The organism is Luteimonas galliterrae (assembly GCF_023374055.1).
Classification (GTDB): domain Bacteria; phylum Pseudomonadota; class Gammaproteobacteria; order Xanthomonadales; family Xanthomonadaceae; genus Luteimonas_C; species Luteimonas_C galliterrae.
The window spans coordinates 353,019-366,466 of sequence record NZ_JAMBEP010000003.1; the positions used below are offsets into that span (position 1 = coordinate 353,019).

Consider the following 13,448-nt stretch of genomic DNA (forward strand, 5'->3'; position numbering starts at 1 on the left):
TCATCGGTAACTTGCGCGGGCCTGGTCGTACCGGGCCCGCGTCATTTCAGGGAGTCCCTCGCCGTGAACGTTGTGCGCAAGATTCTTTCCCGATTCCGTCGAGGCGTACTGATCGCCACTGTCGCGGCCGCATGCGCGGGACTCGCCGCGTGCGAGCGGCCGCCGACGAAGACCGAAGCCGCGCAATCGCCTGTGCTGATACCCGCGCCGGCAAAACTGGTCGCTCGCGACGGCGGCTACACGCTGGCATCGGCTAGCGGAATAAAGACGGGCGACGAGGCCTCGGCGCGCGTCGCTCGCTATTTCTCCAGCCTGGTCGAGCGCACGCACAAGCTGGCGTTGAAACCGTCGCCGGGCACCGACGGAGCGGTCGTGTTCGCGATCGACAACTCCGCGCCGGAAGGGGCCGAAGCGTACACGCTGCGCATCACCGGCCAGGGCGTCCGCGTCGCCGCGCGCGACGAGCGCGGCCTGTTCTACGGCGCGGTCACGCTGTGGCAGCTGCTCGGCGCGGACGGCAGGCTGCCCGCGGTCGAGATCGAAGACGCGCCGCGCTTCGCCTGGCGCGGACTGATGCTGGATTCGGCGCGCCACTTCCAGTCCGTGGACGAGATCAAGAAGTTGCTCGACGCATTGGCGTTGCACAAGCTCAACACCTTCCACTGGCACCTGACCGACGACCAGGGCTGGCGGATCGAGATCAAGAAATATCCCAAGCTCACCGAGATCGGCGGCTGCCGCATCCCGGCCGGCGACGGCGGAATCGATCCGGCTACGCGCAAGCCGCGGCCTTATTGCGGCTTTTACACCCAGGACCAGATCCGCGATGTGGTGCGTTACGCCGCCGAACGGCATATCACGGTCGTCCCCGAAATCAACGTGCCCGGCCATGCGCAGGCGGCGATCGCGGCGTACCCCGAGCTGGGCGTGCTCGGCACGCGGCCGGCGGTATCGAACGAATGGGGCGTCAACACGTACCTGATCAATACCGAGGAGAGCACGTACCGGTTCCTGGAAGGCGTGCTCGATGAAGTCGCCGCGCTGTTCCCCGGCCCTTACGTGCATATCGGCGGCGACGAAGCCGTCAAGGACCAATGGGAAGCGTCGCCGCGCGTCCAGCAGCGCATGCGCGAACTCGGCCTGAAGGACGAGATGCAGATGCAGAGCCTATTGGTCGCACGTTTGGAAAAGCACCTGGCGGCCAAGGGCAAGCGCCTGATCGGCTGGGACGAGATTCTCGAAGGCAGCCTGCCGGCCGACGCCACCGTGATGTCCTGGCGCGGCACGCAAGGCGGCATCGATGCGGTCAAACGCGGGCATGACGTGGTCATGTCGCCCTCATCCGACCTTTACCTGGACTACCTTCAGACCGATTCGGCCGACGAACCGCCGGGGCGCCCGGCGACGATCACCCTGCAGGAAGTGTATGCGTACGAGCCGGTGCCGGCCGCGCTTTCCGGCGACGAGAAGAAACACGTGCTCGGCGTGCAGGCCAACGTCTGGACCGAGCACATGCGCACCTTCGCGCGCATGCAGCACGCCATTTTTCCGCGCATCGCGGCGCTTTCGGAAACGGCGTGGTCGCCGGCATCGCGCAAGGACTACCAGGATTTCCTGGCGCGCCTGCCTGCCCAGTTGCAACGTTATCGCGCACTCGGCATCGATTACGCGCAGACGCCGTTCCGGGTGGACATCGCCGCGGATGCGGGCAAGCGCGGGAGCGAGGCGCAGGTGACGCTCGCCAATCCGCTCGGCTACGGCATCCGCTATACCACCGACGGCAGCGAGCCGACGGCGACGTCCAGCGAATACGGCGCGCCGTTCGCGCTGCCGATGCCGGGCAAGGTGCGCGCGGCGGCGTTCTACGCCGGAAAACCTCTAGCCTCCGCCAGCGAACGCGACATCGACGCCGCGTCGCTGCTGGTCCGCAGCGACGAACAGCTGAAAATGTGCACCGATAGCTTGATGCTGCGCCTGGAAGACGATGGCCCGGCCGACGGCGAACGCGCCATCTTCAACGTCGACATCTTCAATCCCTGCTGGCAATGGAACGGCGCCGACTTCGACGGCATCGCCGCGATCGAAGTCCGCGCCGGCCGCATTCCGTACTTCTTCCAGCTGGCCCACGACGAGCCGAATCGCAAGTTCAAACCTGCCAAGAGCGCGCACGGCGAACTCGAAATCCGCGCCGGCTGCGACGGCGAACTGCTCGCGAGCGTGCCGCTGCCGGCGCAGCCCGATGCCGATGGCTTCGCGACGCTGGATGCGAAGCTGGCCGGCAATGCGGGAAAGCAGGATCTCTGCATCTACTTCACCGGCGATACGCGGCCGACGATGTGGGCGCTGGATCGGGTACGTCTTGTGCCGGGTGCTGGACAACCATAAGGCGCATCGGAAGTGCCCGCTTTTCTGTAGGAGCGGCTTCAGCCGCGAGTTTTCCCGCCGCGGTGGCGCGAGCGTGACGGAAAAGCTCGCGGCTGAAGCCGCTCCTACAAGGGCATGCTCAACGCGAGTCGAACTTCAGCAACGCATCGCGCCACCGCGTCATACGCGTGCCCAATCCGGCGATCACGCCCAGCGTGTTCGCCAGCGCGTCCCAGCGATCCATCATGCGCGTATCGGTCAGCGCGTCTTGCGCGTATTCCAATCCGATGCCCATCAGCACCAGCCCCAGGCCTGCGCCCAGCAGCGCGGGCCAGCGCGCGAACAGTTGCACCGCGGCGGCGGCCAGCGCGAAATAGCCGAGGAAATGCTCCCCCTTGTCGCTGCCTGCCGGCAGGGACGGCAGCATCAGCGCCGGCACTAGCGAAAGCACCACCACGGCCGCGATCGCCAGGCACCACAAGGCCGACCACAGCCGCGCATGGCCCAGCGGCTTGAGCGAGCGTCCCGCGATCACAGCCGGAAACTCAGATCGCCGACCAGGAAGGCTGCGCCGAGCTCGACGTCGCGAGCGAAACCCATCGCCTGGAAACGCTCGCCCATCGCATCGGGCAACGTGAGCTTCTTGGCCTGCTGGCGTAGCGCGTAGCGGCCGGCCTCGTCGGCGGCTCGTGCCTCGTGCGCGGCCAGCCGTTGTTCCAGGCCGTTGCCGATCAGGAAGCTGGCCTGCGAGCAATAGCCGGCGAAATCGAAGCCGGCGTGCGTGCCGGCCTCGGCCAGGGCGGTGAAGTCGACCGAAGCGGTGAGATCCTGCAGGCCCACCCGCGCATAGACATCGTCCGCGAGCCGATGGCGATGGAAGGCGCGCAAGGTGCCGTCGCTGCGGGCGGGCGAATAGTATTCGCCGCGCGGATGGCCGTAATCCACGAACAGCATCGCGCCGGCATCCAGCCCGCCGGCGATCGCCTGCAGCCAGTACGGCAATTGCGGCAGCAGCTCGGACCGGTAGCCGTCGGCGAAAGGCGCGGGCAACTGGCGTTCCACGTGCCGCACGGCGGCGGCGAGCAAGGCATCGGCCGGCCGCTCGGTCCGCACGAAGCGCCCTTGATCGTCCAGCGCGACGTACTCTTCGTACACTTCGCCGCCGATCATCGCGAAGCGCGGGGTCGGCAGCGCATCGATCACTTCGTTGGCGAACAGCACGCCGTTCCAGTGCTCGTTGATCGGCCCCTCGAGCCAGACGATGCGGTCGAACACCGGCGGCGTCAGTTTGTTGCGCAGGCGCTCGCGCTGGCGCTCGCGCAAGTCGGCGCTGGGTTCGAGGATGGCGTAGCGCGCCGGCATCGCATCGCTCGCCATCAGATGCTTGACGGCCGCTTCGGCGAACGCGCCGCTGCCGCCGCCGATCTCGACGAAGACCGCATCCTCGCCCAGCTGCCGGATCACCGGCGCCGCCGCTTCGATCACGCACTCGGCGAACAGCGCGCCCAGCTCCGGCGCGGTGACGAAATCGCCGGCCGCGCCGAATTTGGTCGCCCCCGCGCTGTAATAGCCCAGTCCCGGCGCGTACAACGCCAATTCCATGAAACGCGAGAAAGGAATGGCGCCGCCGCCGGCGGCGATCTGGTCGCGGATCAGGTCGCGCAGGCGCTCGCTGTGGGCGAGCGCGTGGGCATCGATAGTGTCGGGCGGGATCATCGGTACAGGATAAGCGAATGCGGTCCGGCGATCGCCTTGGTCGCCGCTTGGTTATCGCCTCGCCGATTCGTCGACCACTCGTTTTGTCATCCCGAGCACAGCGAGGGACCTGCTTCTTCTGCGGCTCTCGAAAGTAGATTCCTCGCTGCGCTCGGGATGACAGGTTGGGAGAAATGGCAGCGCGAGGAGGATCATCGCCGCGCGATGCGCTATCTTGCCGGCATGAGCACCCAGCGACCCGTAGCCCTGATCACCGGCGCCGGCAGGCGCATCGGCGCGGCGATCGCGCGGCGCCTGCATGCGGCGGGCTTCGACCTGGTCCTGCATTACCGGAGCTCTGCGGCGGATCTGCAGGCGCTCGCCGAGGAACTGGAAGCCGTGCGCAGCGGCAGCACATTCGCGCTGCAAGCCGACCTGGCGCAGTTCGATCGCCTGCCCGAGCTCGTCGCCCAAACCGTCGGCCGCTACGGCCGCCTCGATGCGCTGGTCAACAACGCATCCGCCTTCCGTCCCACGCCGATCGGCGCGGCGACGCCCGCCGATTGGGACGAGTTGTTCGCCGCCAATGCTCGCGCGCCGTTCTTCCTGGCGCAGGCGGCGGCGCCGCATTTGAAAGCCGCGCGCGGCGCCGTCGTCAATCTCGTCGACATCTACGCCGAGCGGCCGCTGCGCGGCCATGCGCTGTACTGCATGGCCAAGGCCGCGCTGGCGATGGCGACCCAATCGCTCGCGCTGGAACTGGCGCCGGACGTGCGGGTGAACGCCATCGCGCCCGGCGCGATCCTGTGGCCGGAAGGCGGCGCCGACGAAGCGAAGCAGCGGGCGCTGCTGGCGCGCACGCCGCTGGCGCGCACCGGCACGCCCGAAGAAATCGCCGAGGCCGTGCGTTGGCTGTTGCAGGATGCGCGCTACACCACCGGGCAAATTTTGCGCGTGGATGGCGGACGCCTGCTGGAAGGTTGACCACACGCGCTTCGCTTTCGTAAGAGCGGCTTTAGCCGCGAGCTCTGCCCATCATGTTCGCGCGGACGCGAAGCGAAAGCTCGCGGCTAAAGCCGCTCCTACGAAGAGCGAAGCCGCTCAGGCCTTGGATGCGAAGGCTTGTTCGAGCTGCACACCCTGGAACGCCGGCGGCGTTTCGTGCGAAACGGCGTAGCGATACAAGGCCGCGGAATAGATGCCGCTCAATGCGGCCTGATAGACGCCCAATAGCAGCACGCCGATCAGGAACAACGCGCCGACCACGATCGCCAAGGCCACCGACGCCTGGCTGGCCGCGATCGTCAACAGCACGCCGGCCACAACCACGGCGAAGGTGATCAAGCCGAACGCCGCGCCGATGCCGACGTTGCCGATCGCGTTCTCGCCCCAGGTCTTCTTCAGCAGCGACACGCTCTGCTTGAGCGCGTCGACCGGCCCGATATCGCGGCTGACCAGCACCGGCACCACCAGGAAGGTCGCCAGCGTCCAGGCCGCGCCCAGGCCGCTGCCGAGCAGGCGCACCAGAAAATTGTTGTCGCGGCTCTTCAGCGCCTGCAGCAGCACGCCGACGGTGGCGGCGATCGCGGCGTAGCCCAGGATCGAGGGTATGCGCGACTTCGCCGCGCTAAAGCCGTCGGCGAGCGTCGGATCGCCGCCGTCCAGCCGGATCATCGCCGCGCCGACCAAGGCGCAATTGAAGAAGATGATCACGCTGTACTGGCAGAAATAGAACAGGAAGCCGAACACCGCGCCGCCCACGCCGACGCCGTGCTCGAAGATGCGCAAGGCGAACATCGGCACCAGGAACGTGGCCAGCACCACCAGCGTGGCCACGCTGGAGATCAGCGGAAACAGCATCAGCTCCTTGTCGGAACGCAATACGGCCGCGCTGGCTTTCACCAATTGCCAGCTACGCGAGAATTTATCGAACATCGTGGCGCACTCCCCCAAGTAGACCGTCGGGCGCATCCTGCGGCGAAAACCCGTCGATCGCAAGGGCAGCCCGCTTTTGTAGGAGCGGCTTTAGCCGCGAGCTTTGCCGTTGCGACCAAAACGAATAGCGGCGACTTGCCGGGAAGAGCTCGCGGCTAAAGCCGCTCCTACAAAAAGGCCGCGCGCCGCAGGACCGTCAGCCGGTACCCGGATCGAACACGACCTCGGCACGCGTCTGCCGCTCCGGCGACTCCGCCCACAGCTGCGCCAGGCTACGGCCGCTGCCCGGGTCGACGAAGTCCGGCGCGATCTGCGCAAGCGGCATCAGCACGAAGGCATGCTTCAGCTCGGGCCGCGGCAGGCGCAGATGGCCAGGCCCTTCGAGAATGCGGTCGTCGTAGAACACGATGTCGATATCCAACGGACGGTCGCCGAACCGCGGCCCGCTGCGGTCGCGGCCGTGCGCGTCTTCCAGCGCATGCAGCCAGTCGTTGAGCGCTTGCGGCCCCAGGTCGGTTTCGACGATGGCGGCGGCGTTGAGGAAATCGGGGCCGTCGAAACCGACGGCGGCGGTGCGGTAGACCGAGGACAGCGTCGCGTCGCCGAAGCGTTCGCGCAACGCGGCGATGGCCGAGCGCAGATTGCGCTCCGGATCGACATTGCTTCCCAAGCTGAGATAGGCCTTGGCCATTTCTATTTTCCTGTCATCCCGAACGCAGTGAGGGATCTACTTTCGGGCGCGGCGTCGCTCGTCGTGGCGGTAGATCCCTCACTGCGTTCGGGATGACAGCTGTAGGAAGGCGCGGCCGCCGCCAACCCGATCATCCGCGGCTCCGCTCCACGATCACCCCCACCGCCTTGGCCCCGCGCACCGCCCCAGGCTTGCTCAGCTTCAGCCGCACGTGCGACACGCCGAACTCCTCCAACACGATCTGCGCGCAGCGCTCGGCCAGCGTTTCCACCAGCTGGTACTCGGATTGCGACACGAAATCGATCAGCCGCTTGCTGACGTCCTTGTAATTGAGCGTATCGGCGATATCGTCGCTCGCCGCGGGCTTGCGGTTGTCGAACGCCATCTCGACATCGAACACCAGCGGCTGGCGGATGCGCCGCTCCCAGTCGTAGATGCCGATCAGGGCTTCGATCTCGAGACCTTCGATGAATACCTTGTCGACGCCGGTCACGCAGCCTCCGCTCTTCGTAGGTGCGAATTCATTCGCACGCTCTTGATTTTACGATGGCCGCAACAGCAAAAGCGTGCGAACGAATTCGCACCTACGAAACGCCGCGGACTTCCGGCAACGATGCCATATCCCAGCGCGGCACCACATGCACCTGCGCATCGTCGCGCTGGCCGGCCTGCAGCCGCAGCGCGCCGGCGAAGGCGATCATGGCGCCGTTGTCGGTGCACAGCGCCGGGCGCGGGAAGCAGACGCGGCCGCCGCGCCTGGCCGCGCTGTCGGCCAGTTTGGCGCGCAGCCGCTTATTGGCGCCCACGCCGCCGGCCACGACCAGGGTGTCGCAGCCGGCCGCCTCCAGCGCGCGCTCGCATTTGATCGCCAAGGTGTCGACCACCGCGTCTTCGAAACCCCGGGCGATATCGGCGCGGGTCGTCTCGCTGCGGTCGCTGTCGCGCCAAGCCAGCAGCACCTGGGTCTTCAGTCCGCTGAAGCTGAAATCCAGGCCGGGGCGGTCGGTCATCGGCCGCGAGAACTTGTAGGCGCCCGGCTTTCCGGCCTCGGCCAGCGCGGCGAGCTGGGGACCGCCGGGATAGGGCAGGCCCATCATCTTGGCGGTTTTGTCGAAAGCCTCGCCGGCGGCGTCGTCCAGGGTCTCGCCGAGCAGGCGGTAGCGGCCGATCGCGTCCACGGCGACCAGCTGGGTATGGCCGCCGGACACCAGCAGAGCCACGAACGGCGGGGCCGGCGGATCGTCTTCCATCAACGGGGCCAACAGATGGCCTTCCATGTGATGAACGCCGATCGCAGGCTTGTCCAGCGCCCAGGCCAACGAACGGGCCACGCCCGCCCCCACCAGCAGGGCGCCGACCAGGCCCGGGCCGGCGGTATAGGCCACCCCGTCGATGTCTTCCACGCTCAAACCGGCCTCGGCCAGGGTCTGGCGGACCAGGGGCAGCAGCTTGCGGACGTGGTCCCGGCTGGCCAGCTCGGGCACCACGCCGCCATATTCGGCGTGCAAAGCGATCTGGCTGTAGACGGCGTGCGCGCGCAGCCCGGCGGACCCGACCAAGGCCGTGTCGTACACGGCGACGCCGGTTTCGTCGCAGGAGGTTTCGATGCCCAGGACTCGCATAAGGGGGTTAGATGGGCGCCTGGTTGCGCCTTGGCAAGGCCAGCCGCTATCATACGCGGCTCGCCGGGCGGAACCTGGCGGATGCGAGTCCCTTCGCAAAGCCCTGCCCCCCGGTGGCGGGACTTCCCAAATTTCAGAGATTCCTATGCCCAGCGTCAAAGTCCGCGAAAACGAGCCGTTCGAGTTTGCGCTCCGCCGCTTCAAGCGCACCTGCGAGAAGGCCGGCGTGCTCGCCGAAACCCGCAAGCGCGAGTTCTACGAGAAGCCGACCCAGGAGCGCAAGCGCAAGGCCGCCGCGGCCGTGAAGCGCCAGGCCCGCCGCAGCTCGCGCGACGTCACCAAGCGCCAGCGGCTGTATTGATTCGCGGCGGGCGCGAGCCCGCCCGGACAGGCACCCGAAGCCGGCCGCGCGCAAGCGCTGCCGGCTTTTGTTTTTTGACGCTTCCGCTCTTGTAGGAGCGGCTTCAGCCGCGAGCTTTTGCTTCAGGCTCGCGCGAGATTGATGGAAAGAGCTCGCGGCTGAAGCCGCTCCTACAAAGAAGAGCCGCTCCCACAAAAGCCCAGGCAAGAGCAGCGGGACATGCCCCGCTCTACAAAGAACGATTACGGAGACCACGATGAGCCTCAAGCAACGCCTCACCGACGACATGAAGGCCGCGATGAAGTCCGGCGACAAGGATTCGCTGGGCGTGATCCGCCTGATCAACGCCGCGATCAAGCAGCGCGAGGTGGATGAGCGGATCGTGCTGGACGACACCGCCGTGATCGGCGTGCTCGACAAGATGGTCAAGCAGCGCAAGGACTCGGTGACCCAATACGAAGCCGCCAACCGCGAAGACCTGGCCGCGGTGGAACGCGCCGAGATCGTCGTGATCGAACGATATCTGCCGGCCAAGCTGGGCGAGGCCGAGATCGGCGCGGCCATCGACGCCGCTATCGCCGAAACCGGCGCCGCCGGCCCGGCCGACATGGGCAAGCTGATGGCCGCGCTCAAGCCCAAGCTTGCCGGCCAGGCCGATATGGGCCTGGTGTCCGCCCTGGTGAAGAAGAAACTCGCCGGCTGAAGCTGCAGCCGCTTCGGCTTTGTAGGGCGGGGCTTGCTCCGCCGCTTTGCCCCTAAGCCGTCATCCCCGCGAGGCGGAATTGCGTCAGCAGATGGCCCGGAGGGCGAGCGAAGCGAGTAATCCCACGCCTTTGCCTCGCTGCTCTTGATTTTCGTAGGTGCGAATTCATTCGCACGCTTTTCGGCGTAGCAAGAGCGTGCGAATGAATTCGCACCTACATTTGTAGAGAGGAGCTTGCTCCGCTGCCTGGGCTTGTGGGTGCTGGCGACCTGCCGGCCTTTCAGGCCGGGGTTTCGCCCGCTAAAACCGCGGCCGAGTGACTTTCTTTTTGTGGGGCCCAAAAAGAGAAGTAACCAAAGAAAAAGGGCCTTTGGAAGGTATCCCGGCGATGGGGTTACCTCGTGTTCTTGGCCACCGCTCGCCCGCCCTCGGGATTCCTCCGTCGCTTCGACATTGACATCCGAGGCGATCGACAAGAACTACTCCTTAGCGCAAATCCGCAAAAGCCACGTCACCACAATCGCGGCGAATCAAAATCTAGTACCTGCGTAAGAAGGTCACCTGCGACGAAAGCAGGTCCGCTGGCGAAATTTCAGGTGCGACGCATCGCACCGCAGTTCAGGCCCTTTCTTGGGTTACTTTCTTTGGGCCAGCAAAGAAAGTGACCCGGGCGCAGCCCGGAAGCCTTTGTCCATGGCGCGAGCCGCAGCGCAAGCGGCGAGGACGCGGGCCTGGATCCCGGCCTTCGCCGGGATGACGGCTTAAGGGCAAGCGCCAGAGCAACATGGGTCCCAGCGTTCGCTGGGATGACGGCTTAAAAAAGCAAACGGCATTAAAGCGAACGGCTTAAGAGCGAATGGCTTAAGGGCAATAGCAGCGGAGCAAGCTTCGCTCTACAAAGTCGGAGCAAGACAAGGGCAGCGGAGCGAGCTCCGCTCTACAAAGCGACAGCCCGTCACTTTTCTTTTCGACGATATCGGCGATCATCCTGCCGCATGCGCCGGCCTTCGACCGAACAGATCAGGCACCACGTGCAGCGCCTGCAGGAAAGCCTGCCGGCCGCGCTGGCGCGGCGCTTCGTCGAAACCGACCTGATGACGCAAGCCGCATCGCTGTCGTTCTACGCCCTGCTGTCGCTGGCGCCACTGCTGGTGCTGCTGCTGTGGCTGACCGCATCGCTGTATCCGAGCGCTCAGGAATCGCTGATACAGCAGGTCGGCGCCCTGGCCGGCCGGGGCGCCGAACAAGTCGCCGATACCGTGATCGACAACGCCAAGAGCCGGCCGGACGTCGGCTCGCTCGCCGGGATATGGAGCACGCTGTTGCTGTTCATCGGCGCCACCGCGGTATTCGCGCGCCTGCAGGCGGCCTTGAACCTGATCTTCCACACCGACGCCAAGCGCCTGCCCGGCGCTTTCGCCTGGATGCGCAAGCGCATGTTCTCGTTCGGCGTGGTGTTCGCGCTCGGCTTCCTGCTGCTGGTATCGATGACGCTGACCACGGCGCTGGAAATCTTCTTCTCCAACGTGCCGTCCCTGCTGCCGGCGCTGGGTAATGCGGCCGCGCTGGCGATCTACTCGTTCGCGTTCGCCCTGCTCTACCACTACTTGCCCGACCGGCGCGTGCAGTGGCGGCAGGCGTTGGTGGGCGGCCTGATCACCGCGCTGCTGTTCGTGGCCGGCCGCTATCTGATCGGCCTGTACATCGGCCGCGCCGCGCCGGGCAGCGCCTACGGCTCGATGGGCACGCTGGTGATCCTGCTGGTGTGGATGTATTACGCCGCCGTGGTGTTTTTCGTCGGCGCGCTGATCACCGCGGTGATCGACGAGCGTTCGCGGGAACGTGCCGACCCGCCGATAGCCGTGCCGTAAGCGTCGCGGTCATTGGAGCGGTTCGCGCGGGCCGGCATGTGTGATCGGGCCCTTGTCGGCGGGCGGGTCCGGGCTTCGGCGGGAACATGGCGGCTTCCTGACGGCCGGAATGCACCCCTGGCCGGCTGGCGCAAGCGCCCGGCCCGGGCCGGCCCAGATCGACGGAACCCCGCTTGCGCCCAGGGCTCGGCGGGGACTTGCGGCGGATGCGATCATGGGCGCATGGCCCGCATCCCCGACGCCTTCATCGACGACCTGCTCGCCCGGACCGACATCGTCGAGGTGATCGGCACGCGCGTGCCGTTGAAGAAGCAGGGCAAGGAATACTCGGCCCGCTGCCCCTTCCACGACGAGCGCTCGCCGTCGTTCACCGTGTCCCCGACCAAGCAGTTCTACCACTGCTTCGGCTGCGGCGCGCACGGGACCGCGATCAGCTTCCTGATGAATTACGACCGCCTCGAATTCCTCGACGCGGTCGACGAACTGGCCAAGCGCGCCGGCATGGAAGTGCCGCGCGATACCCAGCAACGCAACGAAAACAGCGACACGCGCGACGTTTATGCCGCGCTGGAAGCCGCGGCCAAGTTCTTCCACAAGCAGTTGGCCGGTAGCGACAAGGCGCGCAATTACCTCGATGGGCGTGCCGTCGACGCCGAAACGCGCGAGCGCTTCATGATCGGCTACGCGCCGGACGGCTACAGCGCGTTGAAGGACGCGTTGGGCACCGACGAGCGGCGCATGAAACTCCTCGACCGCGCCGGACTGTTCTCCAAGAGCGACAACGGCCGGGTCTACGACAAGTTCCGCGACCGGGTGATGTTCCCGATCCACGACCGCCGAGGCCGCGTGATCGCGTTCGGCGGGCGCGTGCTGGATCCGGAGGATTCGCCGAAATACCTCAACTCGCCCGAGACTGCGCTGTTCCACAAGGGCCGCGAACTGTACGGCCTGTGGCAGGTGCGCCAGGCCAACAGCAAGATCGAACGGCTGATCGTGGTCGAAGGCTATATGGACGTGGTCGCGCTGTTCCAGCACGGCGTGATGCAGGCCGTGGCCACGCTCGGCACCGCGACCACGCCGGACCATGCGGAGTTGTTGTTCCGCAACGCGCCGGACGTTTATTTCTGCTTCGACGGCGACGCCGCCGGCCGCCGCGCCGCGACGCGCGCGATGGAATCGGTGCTGCCGCGCATGAAGGACGGCCGCCAGGCCTTCTTCCTGTTCCTGCCGGACGGCGAGGATCCGGATACGCTGGTGCGCCACGAAGGCGCATCCGGCTTCGATGTGCGTCTGCGGCAATCGATGCCGTTGAGCGAATTCTTCTTCAACGAATTGTCCGCCGACGTGAACCTGGCCACGCTCGACGGCAAGGCGAGATTGGCCGAACGCGCCAAGCCGATGCTGGCGCAGATCCCCGACGGCGCTTTCGGCGATCTGATGCAGCAGCGGCTCACCGAACTGACCGGCGTCGGCGCGCGCGGCAGCGCGCCGCAGACGCATGTGCCGGTGCAACGGGTACAACGCGGCAATACCGCGGCCACGCCCAAGCGCAGCCTGGTGCGCAGCGCGATCGCCTTCCTGTTGCAGAAGCCGTCGCTGGCGTTGGCGCTGGAACCGCCTTACCGCTTCGCAACGCTGCATCAGCCGGGCATCGATCTGCTGGCCGAAATCGTGTCGCTGGTGCGGGCCAGGCCCGACATCAGCACCGGCATGCTGCTGGAACACTTCGCCGACCACGAACAGTTGCCGGCATTGCAGAAGCTGGCCAGCCATAGTTTTCCCGGCGAGGAGAACACGCTGCAAGCCGAATTCCTCGACGCCGTAGCGCAGTTGGAGCGGCAGACCGTGCAGCAGCGGATCGACGAGCTGCAGCAATTACAGCGCGAAGGGGGCCTGTCTGCGGAAGAGAAGGACGAGATGCGCAGTTTGTTGCAAGCACGATTGGCAAGTTAGTCCATGCGCTTTCTGCATGCGCTCCAATCGTCAGCGTTGCGAAGACGGCCAGCCAGCGACTTCGCTCTGGCTTTGTAGAGCGAGGCTTGCCCCTGCCATTCTTGCTCTTAAGCCGTTTGCTCCTAAGCCGTCATCCCAGCGAACGCTAGGACCCATGTTGCTCTTGCCCCCTTAGCCGTCATCCCGGCGAAAGCCGGGATCCAGGCCCGCGTGCTCGTGGGCCTCGCTGCGACTCGCGCCATGGACAAAAGCT

Annotated in this window: 12 protein-coding genes; 6 read left to right on the plus strand and 6 right to left on the minus strand. The window is 66.3% G+C overall.

Going from position 1 to position 13,448, the window contains the following annotated elements; all coding sequences use genetic code 11:
* Nucleotides 1-63 precede the first annotated feature (63 nt).
* Nucleotides 64-2,385 (plus strand): family 20 glycosylhydrolase, encoded by a 2,322-nt coding sequence (locus tag M2650_RS14245; RefSeq protein WP_249475646.1) that lies wholly within the window; start codon nt 64-66, stop codon nt 2,383-2,385.
* A 118-nt stretch (nt 2,386-2,503) separates the two neighbouring features.
* On the opposite strand, the gene M2650_RS14250 is transcribed toward M2650_RS14245, so the two are convergent.
* Nucleotides 2,504-2,899 carry a VanZ family protein gene (locus M2650_RS14250; RefSeq protein WP_425602554.1) on the minus strand — a complete coding sequence of 132 codons (396 nt, stop codon included), beginning with the start codon at nt 2,897-2,899 and terminating at the stop codon, nt 2,504-2,506.
* Nucleotides 2,896-4,080, minus strand: a complete 1,185-nt coding sequence (locus M2650_RS14255; RefSeq protein WP_249475648.1) for a class I SAM-dependent methyltransferase — start codon at nt 4,078-4,080, stop codon at nt 2,896-2,898. Before M2650_RS14255 ends, M2650_RS14250 begins: the two co-directional genes overlap by 4 nt.
* A 204-nt stretch (nt 4,081-4,284) precedes the next feature.
* Between M2650_RS14255 and M2650_RS14260 the strand changes: the two genes are divergently transcribed.
* On the plus strand, nt 4,285-5,043 hold the full coding sequence (locus M2650_RS14260) for a pteridine reductase (protein WP_249475650.1): 759 nt from the start codon (nt 4,285-4,287) through the stop codon (nt 5,041-5,043).
* 117 nt (nt 5,044-5,160) lie between these two features.
* Here M2650_RS14260 and M2650_RS14265 read toward each other — a convergent pair whose 3' ends face one another.
* The 4 genes from M2650_RS14265 to tsaD all read right to left on the minus strand — a co-directional run bounded on the left by M2650_RS14265 (nt 5,161) and on the right by tsaD (nt 8,307).
* Nucleotides 5,161-5,994, minus strand: coding sequence for a DUF6159 family protein (locus M2650_RS14265; protein WP_249475652.1), 834 nt, complete (start codon nt 5,992-5,994; stop codon nt 5,161-5,163).
* Between the two features lie 196 nt (nt 5,995-6,190).
* A complete protein-coding gene (folK, locus tag M2650_RS14270) occupies nt 6,191-6,685 on the minus strand; it encodes a 2-amino-4-hydroxy-6-hydroxymethyldihydropteridine diphosphokinase (RefSeq protein WP_249475654.1) in 495 nt (164 codons plus the stop codon).
* A gap of 130 nt (nt 6,686-6,815) precedes the next feature.
* Nucleotides 6,816-7,178, minus strand: coding sequence for a dihydroneopterin aldolase (gene folB, locus M2650_RS14275; protein WP_249475655.1), 363 nt, complete (start codon nt 7,176-7,178; stop codon nt 6,816-6,818).
* A gap of 91 nt (nt 7,179-7,269) precedes the next feature.
* Nucleotides 7,270-8,307 (minus strand): tRNA (adenosine(37)-N6)-threonylcarbamoyltransferase complex transferase subunit TsaD, encoded by a 1,038-nt coding sequence (gene tsaD, locus M2650_RS14280; protein ID WP_249475657.1) that lies wholly within the window; start codon nt 8,305-8,307, stop codon nt 7,270-7,272.
* 145 nt (nt 8,308-8,452) lie between these two features.
* Between tsaD and rpsU the strand changes: the two genes are divergently transcribed.
* From rpsU to dnaG, 4 genes are all read left to right on the plus strand, one after another.
* The gene (rpsU, locus tag M2650_RS14285; protein ID WP_056134345.1) at nt 8,453-8,668 is read left to right on the plus strand and encodes a 30S ribosomal protein S21; all 216 of its coding nucleotides are present in this window, start codon (nt 8,453-8,455) and stop codon (nt 8,666-8,668) included.
* Nucleotides 8,669-8,924: 256 nt separating this feature from the next.
* Nucleotides 8,925-9,371 carry a GatB/YqeY domain-containing protein gene (locus tag M2650_RS14290; protein ID WP_249475659.1) on the plus strand — a complete coding sequence of 149 codons (447 nt, stop codon included), beginning with the start codon at nt 8,925-8,927 and terminating at the stop codon, nt 9,369-9,371.
* A gap of 995 nt (nt 9,372-10,366) precedes the next feature.
* On the plus strand, nt 10,367-11,242 hold the full coding sequence (locus M2650_RS14295; RefSeq protein ID WP_249475661.1) for a YihY/virulence factor BrkB family protein: 876 nt from the start codon (nt 10,367-10,369) through the stop codon (nt 11,240-11,242).
* 222 nt (nt 11,243-11,464) lie between these two features.
* Nucleotides 11,465-13,195 (plus strand): DNA primase, encoded by a 1,731-nt coding sequence (dnaG, locus tag M2650_RS14300; protein WP_249475663.1) that lies wholly within the window; start codon nt 11,465-11,467, stop codon nt 13,193-13,195.
* Nucleotides 13,196-13,448: the final 253 nt, after the last annotated feature.

What these genes read in the sequence shown, in the direction of transcription:
- M2650_RS14255 (WP_249475648.1), bottom strand. Translation starts at nt 4,080, where the DNA reads ATGATCCCGCCCGACACTATCGATGCCCACGCGCTCGCCCACAGCGAG.
- folK (WP_249475654.1), bottom strand. Translation starts at nt 6,685, where the DNA reads ATGGCCAAGGCCTATCTCAGCTTGGGAAGCAATGTCGATCCGGAGCGC.
- tsaD (WP_249475657.1), bottom strand. Translation starts at nt 8,307, where the DNA reads ATGCGAGTCCTGGGCATCGAAACCTCCTGCGACGAAACCGGCGTCGCC.
- dnaG (WP_249475663.1), top strand. Translation starts at nt 11,465, where the DNA reads ATGGCCCGCATCCCCGACGCCTTCATCGACGACCTGCTCGCCCGGACC.
- M2650_RS14290 (WP_249475659.1), top strand. Translation starts at nt 8,925, where the DNA reads ATGAGCCTCAAGCAACGCCTCACCGACGACATGAAGGCCGCGATGAAG.
- M2650_RS14295 (WP_249475661.1), top strand. Translation starts at nt 10,367, where the DNA reads ATGCGCCGGCCTTCGACCGAACAGATCAGGCACCACGTGCAGCGCCTG.
- M2650_RS14260 (WP_249475650.1), top strand. Translation starts at nt 4,285, where the DNA reads ATGCGCTATCTTGCCGGCATGAGCACCCAGCGACCCGTAGCCCTGATC.
- rpsU (WP_056134345.1), top strand. Translation starts at nt 8,453, where the DNA reads ATGCCCAGCGTCAAAGTCCGCGAAAACGAGCCGTTCGAGTTTGCGCTC.
- M2650_RS14265 (WP_249475652.1), bottom strand. Translation starts at nt 5,994, where the DNA reads ATGTTCGATAAATTCTCGCGTAGCTGGCAATTGGTGAAAGCCAGCGCG.